The organism is Sinomicrobium sp., from assembly GCA_029266035.1.
In the GTDB taxonomy this organism is placed as follows: domain Bacteria; phylum Bacteroidota; class Bacteroidia; order Flavobacteriales; family Flavobacteriaceae; genus Sinomicrobium.
In genome coordinates, this window is record JAJUFH010000015.1 from 1 (window position 1) to 22,534 (window position 22,534).

Sequence of the window (22,534 nt, forward strand, 5' to 3'; positions counted from 1 at the left end):
GAATTTGATATTCAAGTAAACTCCGTAACCCGTTGCGCGGTCACGACCTTCCGAACCACCAGCGCCTACAGGCTTTCCGGTAACCACGTGAAGATTGCTAGAACGCTCGTTGGGAGACTTGGTAGACATATAGGTGTCCAATATCCAAGCCATCGTCTGAGGGTTCGTATTCACATCGGGGGCAGGAATGTCCAGCTCAGGTCCGATATTATCCCCAAGTGCATAGGTGAAACGACGTGTGATACGCTCCAATTCAGAAGCTGAATACTTAGACGGATCTAACTGTATCCCTCCTTTGGCGCCTCCCAAGGGAAGTCCTGCCAATGAGGTCTTCCAAGTCATCCACATCGCCAAAGCTCGCGCAGCGTCGATATCTACAGTGGGGTGATAACGAAGTCCCCCCTTATAAGGCCCTAAGGCATTGTTGTGCTGTACACGATAACCCGTAAATACCTCGACCTCTCCATTGTCCATCTTCACAGGAAAGTGAACCACCAACTCGTTGTTGGTGATACCGAGTATCTTGCGAATATTCGAGTTCAACCCGATTATATCGGAGGCGTGATTAAACTGAAGCATCACATTGTCGAGCATACTTTGCTTCTTTTCTTGTCCTTCTTTTGCAATCATCGTTTTGTGTGTTGTGTTAATTTTCTGAATCAATACCTCAAAGCCGCGCTTACTGCTTTCGGAAATACTATACCGGAATCGTACTCACTGCACGACATCACTTCTGTCTTTTTTATGGTAAGTACACAGGAATCTGAATACCAGCAGTTAGAGCAAATGCTTTTACTGTATTTATCCATTGCATTTAGTGTTATTTGCATCGCTGTTAAACAACTGATATGCCACAAAGGCGACCACAGTTGAAATTTTATCACAATTAATTGATTTAAAGACAATTAAAAACAAAATTGTCATCAAGGGGTTTGGGGATTATTTCCTCTATCGGGGAAAAATTACCCGCAAAATACACAGTTTATCGGGGAAAAGCTCTCCTTATTGTGTATGCTTGTAGTAGCCTTAAAGTCTTATTTCTTTCACAACAACTTGTTTCGGAGTGTTTTGCGATCTATCCCGAGAATTTCTGAGGCTTTGGTCTTATTGTTGTTCACTGCCAGAAGCACTTTTCGGATATATTGTTTTTCCATTTCGGCCAGGGGGATAAAGTCTTTTTCCTCTTCAAAATCGATGCGGAATTTGAGGTGATCGGGAATGTCTTTCAGTCCGATATGTCCGTCACACATTATCACGGCTCTTTGTATTATATTTTCCAGCTCTCTTATATTTCCCGGCCAGTCGTATCTCATCAGCACTTCTAGGGCTTCCGGACTTATAGACAGGGGTTGATTTTTGTATTCCAATCCGTACTTTCTCGTGTATTGTTCGGTGAGCAAGGGAATGTCCGATTTTCTATGTCTCAGTGGAGGGACAGCTATTTCTACTACGGTGAGTCTGTAGTACAAATCTTCTCTGAATTTCTGTTGTCGTACCAGGGCTTTCAAATCGCTGTTTGTAGCTGCGATTACTCTCAGATCTATTTTTTGCGGCTTTCTCGAGCCTACTCCCATAATCTCTCTTTCTTGCAGCACTCTGAGCAGTCCGTTCTGCACTGCCGCCGAAGCATTGCCTATCTCATCTAAGAAAATGGTACCCTTATCTGCGGCCTGAAACAGGCCCATACGATTTTCTACAGCTCCTGTAAAAGCACCTTTCTCATAGCCAAAAAGTTCGGCTTCCAGCAAATTTTCTGGTATAGCTCCGCAGTTTACCGCGATAAAAGGTGCTCTAGAAAACTTTCCACTGTAGTGAATAGCTCTGGCAATAAGCTCTTTTCCGGTACCGCTTTCGCCATCGATAAGAATAGTTGCTTTATTGTCTTTTACTCTGCTTATAATATCCTTTACGCGCTCTAGAGCTTCGGAAGTACCGGTGAGCTCACTGTACAAGTTATCCGATTTTTTATCGGCAAATCGATCTTTGTCACCTGCATCTGCAGTACTTTTAAGAGATTTTTGCACTGCCGCCCTCAACTCTTCACCTGTAAAGGGTTTTATCAGATAGTCTACAACACCTGACTTACCGATATTGAGGGCATTTTTTGTCGATATATAACCTGTAACTACCAGTACAGGCATGTCAGGATAGTGCTCGGAAGCGTAACGAATAAGCTGAAAACCGTCTACTTCGGGCATTTTAAGATCGGTTACCAACAGGTCTATTTCAGTATCTCTTAAAATGGAAACGGCTTCTTTTACCGACACTGCCTTATATGTGTGATACTGCATATGTTGCAATTGCCGCTGCACCAGTTCGAGAATATGAATATCGTCGTCTACTATTAGTATGTTTTCTCTGTGATATCTCATGACTACTGTTTTGGAAATTTGACCGTAAAAACGGCTCCTCCTCCCCTTCCTTTTCTATATGCGATTTGTCCTTTGTGTCCTACAATGATACCGTGCACCACGCTGAGTCCCAAGCCCGTGCCTTCACCGGTGGGTTTTGTAGTAAAAAACGGATCGAATACTTTGTCGCCTACTTCTTCGGGGATACCCGGCCCCTGGTCGGTAACAGCTATGGTAATTTCTCGCCTTCCCTCTTTTACCTCAACAGTGATTTTTCCTCCTTCGGGCGAGTAGTATACCGCATTCATAATCAGGTTGAACAGCACCTGAGTCATCTGAATCTCATCGGCCTTAACTCCTGTGTTGTCACTGCCAAAACGCAGTTGACAGTGTAAATTTTTATCGCTAAAAGAGGGTTTTAAAAGTTGCAATACATGTTGCACCACCGGTTTTAAAGGTACTACTTTGCGAGTTTGAGGTACCTCACAGGTGAAAAACATCAATTTTTTGACTACTTCTCTACAAAAAATGGCACTTTCTCTAATTTTTGCCAGATCTTCGGCCTCTTCTCTGTTTCCCATACGGTCGCCCAACAATTCTGAAAAACCGAGTATATTGGTAAGTGGTGTATTGAGTTCATGCGCTATTCCGGCGGTAATCTCTCCCATTATACTGAGTCGATCGGCTCGTTCCATCTGCCTTTTAATAGAAAGTTCACTCTCCCTGATTTTTTTCCTTTCCATCAGGTTTCCCACCTCCAGAGCAACATTGCTCAACAATTGCTTCTCCTCCTCCAAAAAGTCGGAAACACTGTATTTTTCGGCTGGATATGCCACCTCTATAAATCCTTCTCGCTTGTTGAAAACCTGAATATCTGCGCGAATAGACACCCATTGGTCCGCTTCGGGAAAACTGCCATAGCTGTAGGCTTCGAGCTGCAGAAACACTCGGGCATCTTGCTCGTACAACCAAGCCTTGCTCAAACAGCGCACTATGGCTTCGAGCGATAGTTCGGGGTGGTCGTAGTCACAATTCACTATAATCGAGGTCACTTCATACAAGCAACCGAGCTCTTTTATACGTTCTCTGAGTTTGTCTTCTGCTGTTTCCATATCCGTACTGTCGCGATCTTCCAAAGGTAAGATTTTTAAACATTGACCGCCATATCTGTGCAAGTATTCCCGGCTACCCCATAGAGAAGTACCATATTTATGTCCACTCGAAAGGGATGTAAACAAGTTTCCCTCACCTAGTAGTTAGGTACAATATAAAAACTGCAAACGAACACCAATTCATCCGACTTAAATTTTAGTTTCTAGAAAAAAATTGATTAAAAATTTGCGAAACCAAAAAGTTGCATATATATTTGCAACCAATAGGTTTCTTAATTTATGACATTAAAATGAGAAGAGATGTTTTTCAGGCCATCGCAGATCCGACAAGACGGGCGATTATTGCACTCATAGCGTTGCAGGCGATGACACCTAACGCCATTGCTGAGAATTTTGACATAACCAGACAAGCTGTTTCCAAACATCTTCGCATTTTAACCGAATGCGAATTGGTAATTCAAAAACAAAAAGGCAGAGAAATCTATTACTCCCTTGAGATCGAAAAAATCAAAGAAATTGATAAATGGTTGGAACAGTTCAGAAAAATCTGGGAAAACCGCTTTGACCAACTAGACAATTTATTATTAACACTTAAAAACAAGAAAGATGAAAAATAATTTGTTATTCGACTTTACAGTTGATAAAAAGACAAGCACTGTTTTCGTAAACCGAGAGTTTGATGCAGACCAACCAACGGTCTGGGATGCTTTTACAAAACAGGAAATGCTAGACCAATGGTGGGCGCCACAACCGTGGAAATCAAAAACAAAGTATATGAACTTTGAAGAAGGCGGACGAAGATTTTACGCAATGGTTAGTCCCGAAGGTGAGGAACATTGGTCAATTCAGGACTTTACCTCCATTACGCCTAAAGACAATTTTCAGTTCACAGACATATTTGCCGACAAGGACGAAAACATCAATGAACAAATGCCATCGACCCAATGGAACTTGGACTTTAGCGAGCTTGACGGAATTACAACGGTTAAAATTTACATCAAACACGCAAAACTTGAAGATCTCGAAATGCACATACAAATGGGCTTCAAAGAAGGATTTACAATGACTTTAAACCATTTGGCAGAACTATTAACCGATTAAAAACACAACCAATGAAGAAGAACAAAATCATATTTTGGGCTGCTACAATTATTATAGCACTTTGGGAAGCTGTGATGCCTATGAGCACTTGGATTTTCGCAGCGGAGTATATGACTATCGGAACAAAAGCATTGGGCTATCCCGATTATTTTGCATACTCATTGGCAATAGCAAAAGTTCTTGGTGTAATTGCGATCATCTACCCGAAAACACCTAAAAAGCTGAAAGAATGGGCATATTCAGGCCTCTCATTTACACTTATTTTTGCCTTCATCAGTCATGCCTGTGTAGATAAAAACATCGGATATATGATTATGCCATTAGCATTCTTAGCCATATTGGCACTATCCTACTATTACAACGACAAAATTCAAACAGCAAGCTAAAATGGGCTCCCAAAAATGGTAAAACAAAATACTCTCTGTATTCAACAAAAAAATCCTGTCTCATCAAGAAACAGGATTTTACTTTTTGGCAGTTGGCCTACAAGGACTCGAACCTTGAACGACTGAACCAAAATCAGCTGTGTTACCAATTACACCATAGGCCAGTGCTTTATTGCGGATGCAAATTTACAACAAACTTTGACCTGCACAAATAAATTTTAATCTTTTTAGGGGTACTTTCACTGAGAACTTATACCTGTTCTTCTCAACGATTTGTATGTAGCTGATTTTCTGTCTAGATTTTCTATAAAGGAGACTAATTACATCCCAAAAAAGTATTTAAGTTTCTTTTAAACCTACTTCTATCTACCGAATTATTATTAAATTCGCCTTTTCACTGAAAGACAAAGCATGACAACAGACGTATTTAAACGATGGGACATCATTACAGGGTGGGTGGTATTTGCCATTGCATTGCTCACATATAGCCTCACCGTAGAGCCCACAGTAAGCTTTTGGGACTGTGGAGAATACATTTCTACTTCGGCCAGACTCGAGGTAGGACACCCTCCCGGAGCCCCTCTGTTTCAAATGCTGGGTGCTTTTTTTGCCATGTTTGCTATTAGCACAGAATACACTGCACTTATGGTAAACTTTATGTCTGTATTGTCGAGTGCGTTTACCATATTATTGATGTTCTGGATTATCACCAATCTCGTTCGAAAAATGGCGATTCAGGGAGGTGAAATATCACGTCCTTCTGCTATTGCCATTCTCGGAAGTGGTGTGGTAGGAGCACTTGCCTATACGTTTTCTGATAGTTTCTGGTTTAATGCCGTAGAAGCCGAGGTCTACGCCATGGCCAGCTTGTTGATGTGCCTGCAATTATGGCTCGGACTAAAATGGGTTGACAATTTGGACAGTCCGAGAGGAAACCGATGGCTCATACTGATCGCTCTGGTTATCGGACTCACTTTTGGGGTGCAGTTTATGGGCTTCCTCGCTATTCCTACTATAGGCTTGTTGTACTACTTTAAAAGGTATAAAACCACCACCGTAAAAAACTTTCTACTGGCCAATATTGCCGTAGTTGCTCTCTTGTTAGTGATCTATAAATTCTCGCTGACCTATGTATTAAAACTGTTTGGGTGGAGCGAGATTTTCTTTGTAAACACCATAGGTCTTCCGTTTAATTCGGGCACCATTATCATGATGCTCGTCTTTGTCGCAGTTTTTTATTTTGCGCTGCACTATACCCGCAAAAAGGGACTTTACAACTACAATACTATTACGCTCTGCCTGCTCTTTATGTTTATCGGATTTTCGTCTTGGCTTATGCTCCCTATAAGAGCCAATGCCCATACTCCCATCAATGAAAACGATCCTGCAGATGCCCGTGCGCTACTGGCCTATTACAACAGAGAACAATACCCTGGCGTAGACAGCCCAGTATACGGCGCCATGTACTCTGATATGTTTGCCGGACAAGATGCCTTAAACCCATACAAAGACGACAAACCGAAATACGAACAGGACAAAGAATCTGGAAAATACATAGTAGTAAACAATTACAAAGAAGCGCTGCCCAATCCGAACAGCAATCACGTGGGAATCTTTCCCAGAATGTGGAGCTCAGATCACGCCGCCAACTATATGAGGCTCACGCGACCATTAGATTTTAGCATCAAACCGGAATACAGCTCTAACGGCGAACTCAAAAATGCCGTGAGCCGTTTCAGAAATGATTTTGCTGCAGGGAATATAGACGAAGACGGATACGTTCAATTCTTACAGCAATTTGGCAGCTATATAGACGTACAACCCCCGTCTTTGGCAGACAATATCAGCTTTATGCTCCGCTATCAGTTCGGCTATATGTACTGGCGATATTTTATGTGGAACTTTGTCGGTCGCCAAGACGATATTCAGGGTAAGATGGACAATCACGGCAACTGGCTTAGCGGAATCAAATTTATAGACGAGTGGCATTTGGGTCCGCAAGACAACTTGCCTTCCGATGTGCTCAACAACAAGGGCAGAAATACGTACTACTTCTTGCCGCTTATTCTCGGTATCATCGGCATCGTTTTTCAAATAAGGAGGAACCCTCAACAATTTTGGGCGCTTTTTGTATTCTTTATGTTTACGGGTATCGCCATACAGTTTTACACCAACGTAAGACCCTTTGAGCCGAGAGAACGCGATTACTCCCTCGTAGGCTCGTTCTTTATCTTTGCACTTTGGATAGGAATTGGAGTGTTTGCGCTGTATGAGGGATTAAAAAAATACTTGAGTCCCAAAATAGTAGCCCCCGCTACAGCAGTAATATGTCTACTTGCTGTACCCCTCGTTATGGCCAGGCAAAACTGGGACGACCACGATCGCTCCGACAAATACACCGCCGAAGCTATAGCGCGAAATTACCTCAACTCCATACAGGAAGATGCAGGAGCCATTATATTCTCTATAGGTGACAACGATACTTTTGGACTGTGGTACATACAGGAAATTGAAGGGCACCGCACCGATGTGAGAGTGATCAATTCGAGTCTCTTTGCCACCGACTGGTATATCGATCAGATGAAACGGCAAGCGTATGAGAGCGACCCTATACCTTCTCAGTTAGAACACTCACAGTACGCTTATGGGGTGCGAGATGCGATATACTATCAGGAACTCACCGACGAGCGTTGGGATATCAAGAGGTGGATGAACTGGGTGTCTCTAACTAATGGCAACAATACTATAGGTAAGCTCATCGAAAGACAAGGGGGAGACCTCAATCAATATCCCGAAAACACCAAGAGCACTATTTTTTACCCCACCAACAAAATCAGAGTTCCCGTCAACAAAGAAAACGTGTTGAAAAGCGGACTTGTCAAGGAAAAAGACAGCGCACTTATTGTCGATTATATCGATATAGACCTCCCGAAAAGCGCTATAGGTAAAAACAGGATGATGATGCTCGATATCTTGGCCAATAACGATTGGAAAAGACCTATATACTTTACCGGAGGAAGTTTTTCTGCAGCCGAGTATCTCTGGATGAAAGACTATCTGCAGCTGGACGGCATGGTATACAAACTGGTTCCTATAAAAACTCCGGTACCTCAAGGCAGCTTTGAAATGGGTAGAATAGACAGCGAGTTGATGTACGATATTGTCAAGAAATGGGATTGGGGTAATTCGGGATCTCCCGATATATACCACGATCCGGAAACGCGTAAAAACAGCATTTCTTACAGAAGCAATATGGCGCGTTTGGTAGAGACTTTGCTGGAGGAAGGAAAAGAAGAAAAGGCCAAGGAAATTATAGATTTGGTTATGGACAAGTTCCCTTTTGAATACTATGGATACTATGTTTTCCTCGAACCTTTTGTAGATGGGTACTACAAAACTGGACAGATGGAAAAAGCGAGAGCACTCTTCCTTCAAATTGCCGGAAAGTATCAGGAGCAACTGTCTTACTACCTGTCTTCTGGAAGTGCGTATACCGCTCAAGAGAATGTTATATACGACGTACAACGCTATCGAAGTACTTTAGATGTCGTGGTGCGAAACGACAATGAGGAATTCGGCAAAAAGCAGACAGAGATATTTAACAATTACCTAGACCGCTTTGAGCAACAATACAACACTCCTACCTATTCGGAAGACAGTATACCCGATACAGGAGAAGAGGATACCGTACCGCAAGAAGGGATAATACCACAGGATTCTGTAGCAGTGCAATAAGGTTTAAAAAAATTAGCTCGTGAAAATACTTTTTTTGTAAATTGGGCTTCAAACTCCATACAGACTCTTGCGAAATCAAGTAATTGTAAGAAGGAGTTATACAACTGATTATTAATATATTTATTCATTTTATACCATCTGAAACTATGGGATTTTTTAAAGATTTTAAATCGTTTTTACTAAAGGGAGATATTGTAAACCTCTCTACTGCAGTAATCGTAGCAGGAGCCTTTGGGAAAATTGTATCCTCGTTTACCAACGACATACTCATGCCACCTATCGGGATGGTGCTCGGCAATGTCAATTTCTCTGAACTCAAATGGATCCTACAGGAAGCCGTAATCAACGCCGCAGGCGAAGTAACCACAGAAGCAGTAACTATCAATTACGGTAGCTTTATACAGTTTATCATCGATTTCGTCATTATCGGTTTCTGTATTTTTGTCATACTAAAGGCCTACGAAAAAACACAGAAGAAAGAAGAAGAAGCACCCGCAGCTCCTGCAGGACCTACTCAAGAAGAACTCCTCGCAGAAATTCGGGATCTGTTGAAAGAAAAGAAGTAGACCGCTTCACTCATATTCAATCTTAAACCCTCCCCCGTGGAGGGTTCTTTTTTTGTGGAAACGCTCAATAGAAAGCGAAAAAGATACAACAACACAACGTCAAGGCCGGAGATTCCTCCTACCGTTGGAATGATGTAAGTTACAAATAAAACATTTTGTTTTAAAATTATAATTCTTTAGCATATAGCTTGCGGGTACTTTTTTTATAATTACTTTTGCTCTCCAGTTAGATTGTTTAACCCTTGATGGAATATAAGCATATGAAAGTTGCTGTTGTAGGTGCCACCGGAATGGTTGGCGAAGTCATGTTGCAGGTATTGGCAGAGCGCCGTTTTCCGGTAACAGAATTATTAGTCGTCGCTTCGGAAAGATCGGTAGGAAAAGAGATCACTTTTGAAGGTAAAACGTATAAAGTTATCGGTTTAGCTGATGCGGTAGCTGCCAAACCCGATGTTGCCCTCTTCTCTGCAGGTGGAGCTACTTCTCTGGAATGGGCTCCGAAATTTGCAGCTGCCGGTACCACTGTAGTTGACAACTCTTCGGCTTGGCGTATGGATCCTGACAAAAAACTGGTAGTACCCGAAATTAATGCCGACCAACTTACCCCTGAAGATAAAATAATCGCAAATCCAAACTGTTCTACCATTCAGATGGTAATGGCTCTGGCTCCGCTACACAAAAAATACGGCATAGAACGAGTGGTAGTCTCTACCTATCAATCTATTACCGGTACAGGAGTAAAAGCTGTACAGCAACTTGAAAACGAATATCAGGGCATTCAGGGTGAAATGGCGTATCCCTACCCCATCCACCGCAATGCACTTCCTCACTGCGATGTGTTTGAAGACAATGGCTATACCAAAGAGGAGATGAAACTGATACGTGAAACGCACAAAATACTCAGAGACGACAGCATAGCGGTAACTTCAACTGCCATACGAATTCCTGTCGTAGGAGGTCATAGCGAATCGGTAAACATTCAGTTAAAGAGTGATTTCGAATTGGAAGACATAAGAAAAATACTCAATGAAACTCCCGGTATTACAGTTCAAGACAACACCGATACCAATACCTACCCCATGCCGCTTTATGCCCACGGGAAGGACGATGTTTTTGTAGGCCGTATCAGGAGAGACTTTTCACAACCGAATAGCCTCAATATGTGGATTGTAGCCGACAACCTCCGCAAGGGAGCCGCCACCAATACGGTACAAATTGCAGAATATCTAGCAGCCAATAATCTCATTGGCTAATACCTCTGTTGAGGAGGTGTATAAAAGAAGTAAATTCCACAAAAAACTGTTCCTGAAAATCGCGGAATTTACTTTGTGATTTGCACACCTCCTCAACCTATATCACTCCAAAACCGGAGAGATCCACTACATTTAGCATTTCTCATCACTTCAATATTTTGTTAAAAACCTCCCTTCCTCTCTCGCATTTTTATACTTTTGTTCGAATGAAAGCCTTGAGAGTTCATATCAGTACTTTACTCATTGGTGCGGTACTATTTTCAATAGTGTTCCGATCCTTTCACACCATAGATCACGCCTCTCATCTTATTCCTATACCGACAGAAAAACAAACTGCACTACACACACCAGTAGACAAATGTCCGGTATGCGACTTTAAGTTGTCGGTATTTAACACCCCTGAAATTTTAAACTTCACACCCGTCAATATCATTGTCCAAACCGAACATTTGGTATTGCACACCTCACCAGATCTCTCTGCATACCTCCAGGGCTATTCCCTCAGAGGGCCTCCCTCCTCCTGGAGCTGATACACTGATATTCCCTATATCCGTTTACTTATTTGCAGATATTAATCTAAATTATTTTTTATGAAGCTGACATATTCATTGTTAGTACTTTTTGCTTTTTGGGCATTTCCACAACATTGCTTATCACAAGACTGTAAGGCCGTATTTAAAGGTAGAGTGACCGACTTTCACGACGGCCATCCCCTAGAAAATTCCCTTGTAAAAATATACAATACCGACAAAGTCACTGTAAGTGATATAGACGGCTATTTTAGCATATCAGGGATATGCCCAGGCACTTATGAAGTAGAGGTTACACACGATTTGTGCACTCCTCAATTTATCACTGTCGAAATCACCAGAACTACCACCCGACAATTCACTCTAGAACACCATCTCGAAGAACTCAAGGAAGTGGTTGTAGAGGGCAGTCGCCACCATACTGTTACTTCCTCGGCAACTGAACAGATACTCCAAACGGAAACTATTGACAAATTTAGCGCTGCCTCTATGGGTGATGCTCTTAAACAAATAAGTGGTGTTTCGTCGCTCAACACCGGGAGTGCCATAGTGAAACCCGTAATACAGGGACTGCACAGCAGCCGGATTATTACGATGAACAACGGGGTGAGACTACAGGATCAGGAATGGGGAATGGAACACGCCCCCAATCTCGATCTAAACACTGCCGGAAGTCTCGCCGTAATAAAGGGTGCCGCTGCACTGCAATACGGAGGAGACGCCGTGGGAGGAGTGATTATTGCGGAACCCCAAAAGATATCGGTAAAAGACACGCTCTACGGCAAAACTATACTTTCCGGAGCCACTAACGGCTGGGGTGGAGCACTTATCTCTTCTCTCACCAAAAGTTATAAAACCGGGTGGTACTGGCAAGCACAAGGAACCCTAAAACGCTTCGGTGACTCCGAGACTCCGGATTACTCCCTCACCAATACAGGATATTCACAACAAGCCTTCTCTGCCCGAGCCGGACTAAACAAATTCACTTACGGATTTGAGGCCTACTACAGCTTTTATCGCAGCGAAATAGGAATACTTCGCTCTTCTCATATAGGAAGTCAGCGCGATTTGCTACAAGCCATAAACAACAGGCAACCCTTGGTGATCGAAGACTTTTCATACGACATCAATGCGCCCAAACAACAGGTGACGCACCACCTTGCCAAAATCAACTTTTTCAAAAGGTTTGAACAACTTGGCAAATGGACGCTCCAATACAATTTTCAACAAAACAATCGACAGGAATACGACCTCAGAAAAGGAGCACTTAAAGGTGTTCCTTCTATGGATATGAGACTCACTACGCATACTTTGAACTCAGGATTTCAATTTGATGCTCACAGCGGGAGAACGATAAACGTAGGCGTACTGCTAAGTGGTCAACACAATGTTCCGGATCCGGCAACCGGAGTGCGAAGGCTCATCCCAGATTACGAGCGCTACGATGCAGGGGTGTATGCTTCTATCAAGCAATCGATAAACGAATCGCTGATATTTGACGCCGGAATACGCTACGATTTCAACAGAATGGACGCCGAAAAGTTCTATAAAAAAGACCGGTGGGAAAGTCAGGGCTATGACAGAGATTTCAGCAATATCATAACTGAAGACTTTGGAGACCAATGGCTCACCCATCCCGTATTTGACTATCACAATATCTCGGCCACAGCCGGAATTCAATACCAGCTGGGCAACAATACCCTTCGGCTGAACTACGCTCTAGCCAATCGCCCTCCCAATCCCGCAGAACTGTTTAGCGACGGACTACATCACTCGGCCGCTGCCATAGAGTTGGGAGACCTGCGCATAGATCGAGAAACCTCTCATAAGATTTCTGCGTCTTATGAGTTGAAAACACAAAAAGTATCCTTGAGTCTTGCACCATATCTCAATACAATAGACAATTATATCCTGCTAGAACCCTCCGGGAGTGAGCTCAATATAAGAGGAGCCTTTCCGGTATGGCGATACAAACAGGTAGATGCCCTCTTTGCGGGAGTGGATTTTGATTTCCACTACGATATTTCGCCACATTGGTCCTTCGATCACAAATTTGCCTATGTACACGCAAAAGATCGAGATAGAGATCGCCCACTGATAGCTATACCTCCTGCCAATACCTCCAATGCTATAACTTTTGTTAAGCCCGAATGGAGACAACTCACACTGAGTCTGAGAAGTGATTACTTTTTTAAGCAAAACGAATTTCCCGACAATAATTTTACCATTTCGATTATAGAAGACGGTGCTTATGTAGATCGCGTGGCCGACATCAGCACTCCTCCCGATGCTTATCACCTACTGGGTTTTGATGCCTCAGCGACCTTTCCCCTCAGAAAAAAATCGGAAATCACCTTAGGGCTCACCCTTAACAATTTACTCAACACCCAATACCGAGACTACCTCAATCGCCTGAGATTTTTCTCAGACGACCTCGGTCGCAATGTACAGCTGAGCATAAAGGTAAATTATTAATTACGTAAACTGTAGAATATCATGAAAATACTAAAATTAGCTTTGCCATCTCTACTTGCCGCACTCACCATGAGTGCCTGCTTTAACGATGACGGTATACCAAAACCAGTAAACGAAGAGGAGCTGATTACTACGGTAACTATTACACTTAAGGCAGAGGGTGAGGAGGATGTTGTATTACAGTATGCCGATGAGAGTGGACTTGGTCACAGTCACGACCACGAAGATGGAGATGGAGATGATCACGATGACCATGATCATGACCATGATCATGACCACGATCACGACCACGAAGGTGTAGAAGGTAGTGCTTCCGGTCCGTTAAAATCGGGGGTCACCTATGCCGCTACCATCGTTCTCCTCAACCAGTCACTCTCTCCGGCAAAAGATGTTACTGACGAAATAAAAGAGGAAGCCGACGAACATCAGTTTTTCTACACTCCGGTGGGACTAGACATCACTACGGATTACACCGATGAGGAGTCGGATTATATCACTGGTGGATCTGAAAATCCGGTGGGACTACAATTCACGCTCACCGCTGGGACAGCGGGACATGGTGACCTCAACGTAATTCTGAAACACCAGCCTCAAAAACCGAATACCGGCTTGGAAAACGCTGGCGGTGAAACCGATATGGAGGTCAATTTTCACCTTCATATAGAAGAGTAATACAAAAAAACGGTACAGGCCTTCTTACAGTTCTGTATTTTTCATACTTTTCAATAAAATTAAACACTACTACCTTATGAGAAAAACAGCCATATTTGCACTGACTGCACCTCTGTTGTGGTATTCGTGCGACACAAAGGAAAATCAAATGAAAATCAAATATCCGGAAACAAAAAAAACAGAGACTACTGACATCTATTTTGGCACAGAGGTCAAAGACCCCTATCGGTGGTTGGAAGATGACAGATCTGAAGAAACAGCCAAATGGGTAGCCGCAGAAAACAAGGTGACACAACAATACCTAGAACAAATCCCTTTTAGGCAACAACTCAAAGAACGCCTGCAAGAATTGTGGAACTACGAAAGACTGTCCTCTCCCTTTAGAGAAGGAGATTACACTTATTATTCTAAAAATGACGGTCTTCAAAATCAGTCTGTACTCTACCGAAAGAACGATGACGGAAAGGAAGAAGTATTTCTCGATCCCAACACCTTCTCTGAAGACGGAACTGTATCGCTCGGAAATATTTCGTTTACGAAAGACGGCAAACTGCTGGCCTATTCTATTTCGGAGGGAGGAAGCGACTGGCGCAAGGTTATCGTAATGGATGCTGAAACCAAAGAGATTTTGGGAGACACTCTCACCGACATCAAGTTCAGCGGTATTGCGTGGAAAGGCAATGAGGGCTTTTTCTATTCCAGTTACGACAAGCCCGAAGGCAGCGAGCTCTCGGCAAAGACAGACCAGCACAAATTGTATTTTCACAAGCTGGGCACCCCTCAAAGTGAAGATAAAATCATCTTTGGAGGCACCCCCGAACAAAAACACAGATACGTATTTGCCGGGCTAACCGGAGATGAGCGTTACCTCTCTATATCGGCTTCAAATTCCACTTCGGGAAACAAGTTGTTTGTAAAGGATCTCAGCAATCCAGATTCGGAAATCATTACTGTACTCGATCACAGCGATAGCGACACCGGTATTCTCGACAGCCGTGGAGATACGCTTTACTTGGTTACCAATCTCGACGCTCCAAACCAGAAGGTGGTGACCACCACTGCCTCCTCTCCACAGCCGGAGCACTGGACCGACTTGATTCCGGAAACTGAAAACGTACTGAGTGTATCAACTGGAGGCGGATATCTCTTTGCCGAATATATGGTAGATGCTATATCGAAGGTATACCAATATGACTACAAAGGGCAACAGATGAGGGAAATAGCATTACCTGGACTGGGGACTTCGAGTGGGTTTTCGGGAAAAGAAGATCAACAAGTATTGTATTACTCCTTTACCAACTACAACACTCCGGGAAGAATTTATTCGTATAATGTAATCGATGGAACATCTGAACTATACTGGGAACCAAAAATAAACTTTACACCCGAAGACTACATTTCAGAACAGCTGTTTTACAACTCTAAGGACGGCACTCGTATTCCTATAATTATCACCTATAAAAAAGGAACGGAACTAAACGGTAAAAACCCTACTATACTGTACGGTTATGGCGGATTTAACATAAGTCTTCAACCCTCTTTCAGTACGGCAAATGCCATTTGGCTCGAACAGGGCGGTATCTATGCAGTAGCCAATCTGCGAGGTGGAGGCGAATACGGCAAGAAGTGGCACGATGCGGGAACTAAAATGCAGAAACAGAATGTATTTGACGATTTTATCGCCGCAGCAGAATACCTTATTCAACAACAGTACACCTCATCGCAATACCTCGCCATAAGAGGGGGCTCAAACGGAGGACTTCTGGTAGGAGCTACCATGACACAGCGCCCCGATTTGATGAAAGTGGCATTACCCGCAGTGGGGGTACTAGACATGCTTAGATACCACACCTTTACCGCCGGTGCAGGATGGGGCTATGACTATGGAACTTCTGAAGACAGTGAAGAAATGTTTAAATACCTTTTAGGATATTCGCCTCTGCACAATATCAAAGACAACACGACCTATCCGTCTACCTTGATTACCACTGCCGATCACGACGATCGTGTAGTACCCGCACACAGCTTTAAGTTTGCAGCTACCTTACAGGAAAAACACTCAGGTAAAAACCCTGTACTCATCAGGATAGAAACCGACGCAGGCCACGGAGCCGGTACTCCCGTAAGTAAAACCATAGAACAAACAGCTGATATTTTTGGGTTTACACTCTATGAAATGGGGTATAGAACCCTGCCTGTACAGGCTGAAAAGTCTTCTGTAGAAGAATAAAAACCTACACAATCCGCTTCGAAACCATGATCTGGATTTCGAAGCGGATTATTTTACACGTATTCTTGTAACAGACCTATGAGAGTTTTGGCATCGAGTTCACCGCTTTGGCGCCATACCATTTCTCCTTTTTTGTATATCATCATCGTGGGTAATCCCTTCACGCGAAGTGCATTGGCCAGTTCCTGATTTTTATCTACATCTATCTTTATCACCTTGGCTTTATCTCCCATAGCTGCCGCAACTTCTCGCAACACAGGATGCATAGCCGTAGAGGCCTCGTTCAAATCAGTATAAAAATCCAGAAGAACAGGAATTTTGTGATCTATTAATTCACCGAATTTAGACATTTCTACAAGGAATTAGTATTACAAATGTAATATTTTCTGCGAATTATGCGGTTTTAGCAGACTTTTTTAATTCTATTACCGTAATCTCGGGCCACATCCCGACACGACCCGGATAACCCAGAAATCCCAGTCCGCGGTTTACATTGATGTATTGCCCCATTTCTCTGTAGATTCCTGCCCAGTATTTGTAACGCCACTTTATCGGGCTCCACTTCACCAGTCCGGGGATCTCTACTCCAAACTGCATACCGTGGGTGTGTCCGCTAAGGGTGAGATGATAGTGGTAGGGGTGATTGATAACCTGCTGTTCCCAGTGAGAAGGGTCGTGACTCATCAGTATTTTGAACGTGTCGGGTTCAATCCCCTGTGTTGCCTTTTCGAGATCTCCAGCCTTTTTAAAGCCTCCGGCACCCCAGTTCTCCACACCTATAAGGGCAATGCGTTGTCCGTCTTTTTCTAAGTACCGGTGTTCGTTGAGCAAGAGTTCAAATCCCAACTGCCGCTGTAACTCTTTTAACTTTTCTAAATTGGCCTCTTTTTCCGCCTCGTTATCCCATCGTGCATAATCGCCGTAATCGTGATTGCCCAGCACAGAATACATCCCGTCTGCTGCTCCTAATTTTGAAAAAGTATCCATCCACGGCAGTAATTCGTCTGCCTTGTCATTAACTATGTCGCCTGTAAACAGCAACAGATCCGATTTTTGTTCATTGATGAGATCTACAGCATAAGAAACTTTTTCCCGGTCGTCAAAGCTTCCGCTGTGAATATCCGACAGCTGAGTAATGCGATAGCCGTCGAAAGCATCTGGGAGGTCATCAAATTCTAGTTGGTACTTCAACACTCTGAAATCGTATTTCCCTTTCACCATCCCATAGAGCAATCCGCTAAACGGAATAGCTGCCAGTCCCATTCCGAGCAAACTGACAAACTTCCGGCGAGAAGGCAGCGCTATTTCGGAGCTTTTCCCACTCCATTTACCTGCGAAGGCAACCACTGTTCTCACTATGTCTTCTCCAAACAAGAAAATCACGGTGATGAGTTGAAACAAGATTAGCATCAACAAAAAACTCGCAGCATATCCTCGAGCCCCCCTAAACCCTTTTGCTTCTCCCGGAAAGGCAAAGTGGTATAAAAAATTACCCAAGACTACAAGAGTCACAAAGACATAGGCACACAAAACATAGGGAGATCGGCTGAGTGTTCTCACCGCTTGTAAGGAGTAAAAACTAAGACCGACATAGAGGAGTACAAATAATATCCAGTTCAACATACTTAGACCTTTATCTTTCAAGGGGATAAAAATAAGGCATTACGCCAATTAGGGCTGTTATCGTTATGTTAAAGAAAAACGGGCTATTCCCCTATTGCTGCTACTGTTTGTTTCTCCTTTTCTACTTCTTCGGGTTTATAGCCGTGATTTACTCCCATAGCTTCCAGATGTTCTATCAGGGGTTGAAGTCGGTATAAAAAGCTTTCGTAGTCTTTATTCTCTTTTGCAGTCCACCCCACCTCAGCCATAGCTATAGCTCTGGGATACACCATATACTCTACTTTATCAGTCGTCTCCATATACTCTGTCCACACATTGGCCTGCGGTCCTAAGACATATTTTTTCTGCTCTGCCGTCAACTCTTCAGGAATAGGATCAAAGCTGTACACCTTACTGAGTGGCACATAGCCCCCTATGGCGAGTACATTTCGGTCGTCCTGATCAGATTGATACTGATAATAATCCAGATAGCAATATGAGGTAGGAGTCATAATTACATTGTGGTGTTGTTTTGCTGCTTCGACAGCTCCTTTAGTTCCTCTCCACGACATTACGGTAGCATTGGGCGCCAATCCACCTTCCAGAATTTCATCCCAGCCGATAATCTGTTTGCCCTTTCCGTTCAGATATTTTTCGATGCGCTGCACAAAATAGCTCTGAAGTTCGCTTTCATCTACCAGTCCTTTACTTCTTATCAGTGCCTGGCATACTTCGCATTGTTCCCAGTGGTCTTTGGGGGCTTCGTCTCCTCCTATGTGGATATAGGTTCCGGGAAAGAGTTCGGCCACCTCATCGAGCACCCCTTCCAAAAAGCTAAATGTCTCCTCTTTTGTACAAAATATATTTTTGTGAATTCCCCATGTTCCCTGTACCTGATAGGGTCCCCCAGTACATCCCAGTTCGGGGTACGAGGCCAGTGCAGCCTCGGCGTGACCTGGCATTTCAATTTCCGGTATCACTGTGATATATCTGTCCTGGGCATACTTTACAATCTCTTTTACCTCTTCTTGAGTATAGAAGCCACCGTATCTCTTTTTGTCCCACTGCTGAGGTTCCTCTCCATAAAGTCCTATCAAGGTACTGTCGCGGTAGGCCCCTACTCTAGTGAGTTCGGGATATTTTTTAATCTCTATACGCCATCCTTGATCGTCTGTGAGATGCCAGTGAAAAGTATTGATCTTCAACATGGCCATGAGATCGATGTACTGCTTTACAAATTCGACAGGAAAAAAATGTCTTACCACATCGAGCATTTGTCCGCGATATCCGAAGCGGGGTTCGTCTTGTATGTCTACTGCTGGGATGCCCATTTCCCCCTCTTCACTTATCGCATTGTTTGAAAGCACAGGCATCAGTTGTCTCAAGCTCTGTACTGCGTAAAACGCCCCTTTAGGCGATGAAGCAGAAATCTCAATGTTTTTAGGAGTCACCTTTAGCGTATAAGCTTCTTCCTTCTCCAAGCTCTGGTCTTGTCTAAAAATAATGGCATCGCTGTCTTCTTCATCTATCCGTTCCATTTCAGCATTTACTCTACTCCCTATGTATTCTGATAAAAATCCAGCCACCGGGGCAAAAGCATCGGGGTACAAAATCTTAGTATCTTCATCGATTACAAAAGCCCCCTCTCCAAACTCCATGCTTACTGGCTGGGGGATAATTCCCGTTCTGTTTATATTTTCAGGCGTCCTCTTGCAGGCTGAATAAAAAAGAACAAACATCAGCAGAGTGCAAAGTCTGGTAATCTTGATAGTCATACAGATATCGTTTTAGATTTTAAATGCTGTAGGCTTTTGTTTCAATTTAGCTCACTAAATCAAATATAAAAAAAATAAAAGAAGTAAGCGCAGAGCGCGAATTGGTCATTCAAGACGAATCCGGGCGATGTAAAGAATTATTTTCTTATCACAAAAGACTTCACAAAATTTGAAAAACACAAAATCCCCCTCCGACTTATCCGATATTTGAAACAAGTAGTCGAGAGAGGGATTTTGATCGGGATGACAGGTTCCCTATTTAACTTTGTCTTTTTTCTCTTTCTCTTGGGCATCTACAACGGCTACTGCTGCCATATTGACCATTTCTTCTACACTGGCACCGAGCTGTAGGATATGCACCGGTTTACTCATACCGAGCAGTATAGGACCTATAGAGTCGGCCTTATCTAGTTCCTTCAACAGCTTATAGGTGATGTTTGCAGCGTCGAGATTGGGAAATATAAGGGTATTAACTTTTTTGCCCGCCAGTTTGGAAAAGGGGAATTTATCTTGTAGCATATCGCGATTGAGCGCAAAATCGGACTGCAATTCACCGTCTACCACAATCTCAGGATTGTTTTGATGGAGGTAGCTTACAGCCTCTCTCACTTTAGCCGCTTCCGGAAAATCTGAGGAACCGAAATTCCCGTAAGACAGCATCGCTATAACGGGCTCAAAACCAAACATCTTTACCGTATGCGCAGTCATCTGAGCAATTTTGGCCAATTCGTGGCTCGTCGGATTTATATTGATGGAAGTATCGGCTAGAAACAGAGGTCCTCTTTCTGTAATCATCAAGTTCATAGCTGCTACTCTTTCCGTTCCCTTGGTTTTGGGAATTAACTCTAGTATAGGTTTTACAACAGTTGGATAGCTTCTGGAATAGCCTGTAATCAAAGCATCTGCATCTCCTTCGTTGAGCATCATAGAGGCGAAGTAATTGCGTTCGCGCATTTTCTGTTCGGCTTCGTAAAGCGTAAGTCCCTTTCGTTGTCTTCCTTCCCAATGACGTTTGGCGTAACTTTTTTTCATATCGTTGAGCTCGTCGGTCTTAGGGTCGAGAATAGGCACATCGGCCTCAAATTCGATTTCTTTTTTCAATTCGCGTATCACATCTTCCCTGCCGAGAAGTATAGGATGTGCTATACCTTCTTCATGAACAATCTGTGCGGCTTTGAGCACATCGATATGATCTGCTTCGGCAAATACTACGCGTTTAGGGTTGGTCTTAGCTCGATTGTGAAGCAGTCGAACCAGCTTGTTATCGCTACCCAATCTTTGCAACAGTTCTTCTTCATACTTGTCCCAATCCTCAATAGGTTCGGTTGCCACACCGCTTTCCATAGCCGCCCGTGCTACGGCAGGAGGCACACAGGCAATAAGTCTAGGATCAAAAGGCTTGGGAATAATATACTCACGACCGAAATTTAACTTAGTCTCTCCATAGGCAATATTCACCTGTTCTGGGACGGTCTGTTTGGCAAGGTCGGCCAGAGCCACTACCGCTGCCATTTTCATCTCTTCGTTAATTTTAGTAGCTCTTACATCGAGGGCACCTCTAAAAATAAAGGGAAATCCGAGTACATTGTTTACCTGGTTAGGATGGTCAGATCGTCCAGTAGCCATAATAATATCTTTTCGCGTAGCGACAGCCAGGTCGTATGCGATCTCAGGATCGGGATTGGCCATAGCAAATACTATAGGATTTTCTTCCATAGACAACAACATTTCGGGGGTGACGATATCGGCTATAGACAGTCCGATAAAAACATCTGCTCCACTCATGGCATCTTCAAGGGTGTCTATTTTACGGTCGGTAGCAAATTCTAACTTTTCTGGAGAGAGGTTTTCTCTGTCTTTGCGTATCACACCCTTGCTGTCTAGCATGGCAATATTTTCGGCACGAGCTCCAAATGCTTTGTACAAACGGGTACACGACACTGCTGCAGCTCCTGCACCACTCACAACAATCTTTACATCTTCAATCTTTTTTCCCGCTAATTCCAAAGCGTTGAGCAATGCAGCCGCAGAGATAATAGCTGTTCCGTGCTGGTCGTCGTGCATCACAGGAATATCGAGTTCTTCCTTTAGTCTACGCTCTATTTCAAAAGCTTCAGGGGCTTTGATATCCTCTAGATTGATTCCCCCAAAAGTCGGTGCGATAGTCTTAACTGTCTGAATAAAAGTCTCTACGTCCTTAGTGTCCAGTTCGATGTCAAATACATCGATATCAGAAAATATCTTGAAGAGCAAACCTTTCCCTTCCATTACCGGTTTTCCGGCTTCAGGACCTATATCGCCCAGTCCGAGTACTGCAGTTCCGTTGGAAATTACGGCTACTAGGTTTCCTTTGGAAGTATATTTATAGGCTTTGCTCACATCCTTTGCAATCTCCAGACAGGGCTCAGCCACTCCAGGAGAATAGGCCAGAGCCAAATCTCTTTGGGTAGCATATTTTTTGGTGGGGACAACTTTAATCTTTCCGGGCTGTGGCTTGGCGTGATATACCAATGCTTCTCTTCTGAGCTTACTGTTCTTTTTTGTCATAATGCAAAATTTATTGGAATCACAAATTTACAAGTAATAATCAAGTAGCAACACAATAAGCCCACTCATTTAAACTTTTTTAACGAAAATGCATTTACTTTAATACGACACACATCATAATTCAAAAAAATAAGCCTATTCTGTCTCGAGGCAAAACTTCAAATTTTGTTTTTGAGAATATAAAATGTAGTCATCACTA

At 43.2% G+C, this 22,534-nt stretch carries 18 protein-coding genes and 1 tRNA gene; 10 read left to right on the forward strand and 9 right to left on the reverse strand.

Annotated features, from left to right (window positions below; all coding sequences use genetic code 11):
• From ACYZZR_RS08410 to ACYZZR_RS08425, 4 genes are all read right to left on the reverse strand, one after another.
• Positions 1 to 630 (reverse strand): Glu/Leu/Phe/Val family dehydrogenase (locus ACYZZR_RS08410; protein WP_461533560.1); only part of this gene is annotated, 630 nt, incomplete at its 3' end.
• Between the two features lie 29 nt (positions 631 to 659).
• Positions 660 to 809, reverse strand: coding sequence for a hypothetical protein (locus ACYZZR_RS08415; protein WP_461533561.1), 150 nt, complete (start codon positions 807 to 809; stop codon positions 660 to 662).
• A 234-nt stretch (positions 810 to 1,043) separates the two neighbouring features.
• Positions 1,044 to 2,372, reverse strand: a complete 1,329-nt coding sequence (locus ACYZZR_RS08420) for a sigma-54-dependent transcriptional regulator (protein WP_461533562.1) — start codon at positions 2,370 to 2,372, stop codon at positions 1,044 to 1,046.
• Between the two features lie 2 nt (positions 2,373 to 2,374).
• Positions 2,375 to 3,487 carry a sensor histidine kinase gene (locus tag ACYZZR_RS08425; RefSeq protein ID WP_461533563.1) on the reverse strand — a complete coding sequence of 371 codons (1,113 nt, stop codon included), beginning with the start codon at positions 3,485 to 3,487 and terminating at the stop codon, positions 2,375 to 2,377.
• 266 nt (positions 3,488 to 3,753) lie between these two features.
• Here ACYZZR_RS08425 and ACYZZR_RS08430 point away from each other — a divergent pair, with 266 nt between their 5' ends.
• The 3 genes from ACYZZR_RS08430 to ACYZZR_RS08440 are packed head-to-tail and all read left to right on the forward strand — an operon-like array spanning position 3,754 to position 4,950.
• A complete protein-coding gene (locus tag ACYZZR_RS08430) occupies positions 3,754 to 4,080 on the forward strand; it encodes an ArsR/SmtB family transcription factor (RefSeq protein ID WP_461533564.1) in 327 nt (108 codons plus the stop codon).
• Positions 4,070 to 4,564 carry an SRPBCC family protein gene (locus ACYZZR_RS08435; protein ID WP_461533565.1) on the forward strand — a complete coding sequence of 165 codons (495 nt, stop codon included), beginning with the start codon at positions 4,070 to 4,072 and terminating at the stop codon, positions 4,562 to 4,564. The genes ACYZZR_RS08430 and ACYZZR_RS08435 overlap by 11 nt, the downstream gene beginning before the upstream one ends.
• A gap of 11 nt (positions 4,565 to 4,575) precedes the next feature.
• On the forward strand, positions 4,576 to 4,950 hold the full coding sequence (locus ACYZZR_RS08440) for a DoxX family protein (RefSeq protein WP_461533566.1): 375 nt from the start codon (positions 4,576 to 4,578) through the stop codon (positions 4,948 to 4,950).
• A 92-nt stretch (positions 4,951 to 5,042) separates the two neighbouring features.
• Here ACYZZR_RS08440 and ACYZZR_RS08445 read toward each other — a convergent pair.
• Positions 5,043 to 5,114 (reverse strand) — tRNA-Gln (locus tag ACYZZR_RS08445).
• A gap of 247 nt (positions 5,115 to 5,361) precedes the next feature.
• On the opposite strand from ACYZZR_RS08445, the gene ACYZZR_RS08450 reads away from it, so the two are divergent.
• The 7 genes from ACYZZR_RS08450 (at position 5,362) to ACYZZR_RS08480 (ending at position 16,411) form a co-directional block, all read left to right on the forward strand.
• Positions 5,362 to 8,685 (forward strand): glycosyltransferase family 117 protein, encoded by a 3,324-nt coding sequence (locus ACYZZR_RS08450; protein ID WP_461533567.1) that lies wholly within the window; start codon positions 5,362 to 5,364, stop codon positions 8,683 to 8,685.
• A 146-nt stretch (positions 8,686 to 8,831) separates the two neighbouring features.
• Complete coding sequence (gene mscL / locus ACYZZR_RS08455; RefSeq protein WP_461533568.1) at positions 8,832 to 9,251, forward strand: large-conductance mechanosensitive channel protein MscL; 420 nt, start codon at positions 8,832 to 8,834, stop codon at positions 9,249 to 9,251.
• A 260-nt stretch (positions 9,252 to 9,511) separates the two neighbouring features.
• Positions 9,512 to 10,504, forward strand: a complete 993-nt coding sequence (locus ACYZZR_RS08460; protein WP_461533614.1) for an aspartate-semialdehyde dehydrogenase — start codon at positions 9,512 to 9,514, stop codon at positions 10,502 to 10,504.
• 206 nt (positions 10,505 to 10,710) lie between these two features.
• Entirely contained in the window at positions 10,711 to 11,034 is a 324-nt protein-coding gene (locus ACYZZR_RS08465; RefSeq protein WP_461533569.1) for a hypothetical protein, read from the forward strand.
• A 60-nt stretch (positions 11,035 to 11,094) separates the two neighbouring features.
• Positions 11,095 to 13,509, forward strand: a complete 2,415-nt coding sequence (locus ACYZZR_RS08470; RefSeq protein WP_461533570.1) for a TonB-dependent receptor — start codon at positions 11,095 to 11,097, stop codon at positions 13,507 to 13,509.
• Between the two features lie 21 nt (positions 13,510 to 13,530).
• Positions 13,531 to 14,181 (forward strand): type 1 periplasmic binding fold superfamily protein, encoded by a 651-nt coding sequence (locus ACYZZR_RS08475; protein WP_461533571.1) that lies wholly within the window; start codon positions 13,531 to 13,533, stop codon positions 14,179 to 14,181.
• Between the two features lie 76 nt (positions 14,182 to 14,257).
• Positions 14,258 to 16,411, forward strand: coding sequence for a prolyl oligopeptidase family serine peptidase (locus ACYZZR_RS08480; RefSeq protein ID WP_461533572.1), 2,154 nt, complete (start codon positions 14,258 to 14,260; stop codon positions 16,409 to 16,411).
• Positions 16,412 to 16,464: 53 nt separating this feature from the next.
• Here ACYZZR_RS08480 and ACYZZR_RS08485 read toward each other — a convergent pair whose 3' ends face one another.
• The 4 genes from ACYZZR_RS08485 to ACYZZR_RS08500 form a co-directional block, all read right to left on the reverse strand.
• Positions 16,465 to 16,761: a thioredoxin family protein gene (locus tag ACYZZR_RS08485; RefSeq protein ID WP_461533573.1), complete on the reverse strand. Its 297-nt coding sequence runs from the start codon at positions 16,759 to 16,761 to the stop codon at positions 16,465 to 16,467.
• 43 nt (positions 16,762 to 16,804) lie between these two features.
• Entirely contained in the window at positions 16,805 to 18,034 is a 1,230-nt protein-coding gene (locus ACYZZR_RS08490; RefSeq protein WP_461533574.1) for a metallophosphoesterase, read from the reverse strand.
• Positions 18,035 to 18,117: 83 nt separating this feature from the next.
• Positions 18,118 to 19,788: a beta-N-acetylhexosaminidase gene (locus ACYZZR_RS08495; RefSeq protein WP_461533575.1), complete on the reverse strand. Its 1,671-nt coding sequence runs from the start codon at positions 19,786 to 19,788 to the stop codon at positions 18,118 to 18,120.
• 255 nt (positions 19,789 to 20,043) lie between these two features.
• A complete protein-coding gene (locus ACYZZR_RS08500; protein ID WP_461533576.1) occupies positions 20,044 to 22,335 on the reverse strand; it encodes an NADP-dependent malic enzyme in 2,292 nt (763 codons plus the stop codon).
• Between the last annotated feature and the right edge of the window lie 199 nt (positions 22,336 to 22,534).

Coding starts and splice junctions, on each gene's coding strand:
- ACYZZR_RS08415 (WP_461533561.1), bottom strand. CDS start 809: ATGGATAAATACAGTAAAAGCATTTGCTCTAACTGCTGGTATTCAGAT.
- ACYZZR_RS08420 (WP_461533562.1), bottom strand. CDS start 2,372: ATGAGATATCACAGAGAAAACATACTAATAGTAGACGACGATATTCAT.
- ACYZZR_RS08430 (WP_461533564.1), top strand. CDS start 3,754: ATGAGAAGAGATGTTTTTCAGGCCATCGCAGATCCGACAAGACGGGCG.
- ACYZZR_RS08435 (WP_461533565.1), top strand. CDS start 4,070: ATGAAAAATAATTTGTTATTCGACTTTACAGTTGATAAAAAGACAAGC.
- ACYZZR_RS08440 (WP_461533566.1), top strand. CDS start 4,576: ATGAAGAAGAACAAAATCATATTTTGGGCTGCTACAATTATTATAGCA.
- ACYZZR_RS08450 (WP_461533567.1), top strand. CDS start 5,362: ATGACAACAGACGTATTTAAACGATGGGACATCATTACAGGGTGGGTG.
- mscL (WP_461533568.1), top strand. CDS start 8,832: ATGGGATTTTTTAAAGATTTTAAATCGTTTTTACTAAAGGGAGATATT.
- ACYZZR_RS08460 (WP_461533614.1), top strand. CDS start 9,512: ATGAAAGTTGCTGTTGTAGGTGCCACCGGAATGGTTGGCGAAGTCATG.
- ACYZZR_RS08465 (WP_461533569.1), top strand. CDS start 10,711: ATGAAAGCCTTGAGAGTTCATATCAGTACTTTACTCATTGGTGCGGTA.
- ACYZZR_RS08470 (WP_461533570.1), top strand. CDS start 11,095: ATGAAGCTGACATATTCATTGTTAGTACTTTTTGCTTTTTGGGCATTT.
- ACYZZR_RS08475 (WP_461533571.1), top strand. CDS start 13,531: ATGAAAATACTAAAATTAGCTTTGCCATCTCTACTTGCCGCACTCACC.
- ACYZZR_RS08480 (WP_461533572.1), top strand. CDS start 14,258: ATGAGAAAAACAGCCATATTTGCACTGACTGCACCTCTGTTGTGGTAT.
- ACYZZR_RS08485 (WP_461533573.1), bottom strand. CDS start 16,761: ATGTCTAAATTCGGTGAATTAATAGATCACAAAATTCCTGTTCTTCTG.
- ACYZZR_RS08490 (WP_461533574.1), bottom strand. CDS start 18,034: ATGTTGAACTGGATATTATTTGTACTCCTCTATGTCGGTCTTAGTTTT.
- ACYZZR_RS08495 (WP_461533575.1), bottom strand. CDS start 19,788: ATGACTATCAAGATTACCAGACTTTGCACTCTGCTGATGTTTGTTCTT.
- ACYZZR_RS08500 (WP_461533576.1), bottom strand. CDS start 22,335: ATGACAAAAAAGAACAGTAAGCTCAGAAGAGAAGCATTGGTATATCAC.